The organism is Vibrio sagamiensis NBRC 104589, from assembly GCF_007990935.1.
Lineage (GTDB): Bacteria > Pseudomonadota > Gammaproteobacteria > Enterobacterales > Vibrionaceae > Vibrio > Vibrio sagamiensis.
Map to the genome: position 1 here is coordinate 1 of NZ_BJXJ01000116.1, position 1,666 is coordinate 1,666.

Below are 1,666 nucleotides of genomic sequence, written 5' to 3' on the forward strand. Positions count from 1 at the left end.
AATTTTTGCAACAAGCCCTAATCAAGCACACTGTGTTTCTCATGTTATTTGATGAAAAAAACGTGAAAAATGCGGTAGTGATATGCTCGGATGAGTGTGTATTAGTCATAACTCGCTATGAGTACTGAGGAAAAAAGTGCTGTAGTCTGGTGTTGCATTGTGGGTAATGAGATCAAGTTGACTGAGAACTGTTGGCATATACACCAGTCAACTGAAGGGAACTTTTAAGTCTGTTCAAATAACCAGCTTCTTATATTCGAAAACCTCTCCTTACAGAAAACAACAAAAGTTTGCCATCCTGTTTTTTTGTTTTTCTTCAACCTAGATTTTATGTCTTGAGCACACCTTATTTTCATCATTTTTCAGTGCCTTATATCAATCAGTCCGTTTTTCATGGAAATAAGAAAAATGATGTTATGTGAAAATACCCGGTGTTTAAGTGTGAAATTAGGTAAAAGATGTTTTTTCTATTTCTAATTTTTTAGGCAATCTTTCTCAATTTGTTTCCTTTAAATTCCGCTGTAAAATTGGAAATGATGAATTAGCATTGATGGAAATTCTCGTCAACACAAAGGCTAAGACATGATTACAGCAGTAAACTCCAACCAGAACCTAAATATTGATAATAAATCGAGTAGTGACGCTCCAAAAAGAAAAAATGGAGAAGTAGCAAGTAACATCAAAGCATACGCAGGGAATATGCAAGGAGTCCTCGATACTTTAAAAAACAATGGCGTTAAAATTAATAACGAGCAAAGCTATCTTTCCATTAATCGATTCGTAGTGAATGAACACGATTTAGCCGGTCTAGAAGATATTACTACTCCTCACCAAGACACTGTATTTACTGATCTTTACAGTAAAGAAGAAACATTAATGGATAAAGGAAGATTTCTAGCACTTGCTAAAGAGATAATGGATGCCAAAGGCGAAAAGAGTATCGACTTTGATTTGAAAGGGGTTAATGCAGGCAAACTGAAGACTAAGCCTCTTGAGCCAAAGGATTATTCAAAGGGGGCACCTTTTATGCTGAGTTGTAAAACTAAGCATTGTGACTTTCCAGGTGCTGTGGGAGGAAATTACCCTACCGCTGAATATTTGTCTGATAAGGGTTCTTCTGTAAAAATCTTCAACAGTGCTGAGGAGTATGTTGGTCACTACAATATTTGGAAACAAGAAGATGGTGATTTCTGTATCGGTACCATTGCTATGATTGATAATCATGGCACAAGCAAATACAGCCCTAAAGACCTCAAGAACTTAGTTGCTGCCCAAGCCATTTCGTTGTTAGAGAATAACCCGCAAGCGAATAGTGTTTCGATTGGTATGGGTGGGCATAACCTTAAGAACATGTTTCCAGGAAAATTTGATAAGAACACTGATGGCTATAAAGCGTTAGGTAGTTTGAGACATGCTGACTTGAGTACAGCCAGCCAAGGACTTGTCAAAGAACTCAAAGAACTAGAAAATATTACAAGTTATAAAGTTCGTACAGATAGCCCTGTTATTGCTAATCAGAAAGAAATTGGCATGATGCCAGACCAACGTAAAGACTTTAAAAATGCTTTAGTTGTTGTGGATAAAGGTAACTTAAACCAGCAAAAGAGAGTCTTAGAGAACTTCGAACAAACAAAGAACCAATCTTCATCTCGAGCAAGAACTCAGC

At 36.8% G+C, this 1,666-nt stretch carries 1 protein-coding gene; it reads left to right on the forward strand.

Going from position 1 to position 1,666, the window contains the following annotated elements; all coding sequences use genetic code 11:
- Positions 1 to 582: 582 nt before the first annotated feature.
- Positions 583 to 1,666, forward strand: a 1,084-nt coding sequence (locus tag VSA01S_RS19675) for a hypothetical protein (RefSeq protein ID WP_147052795.1), incomplete at its 3' end; no start/stop codon positions are given.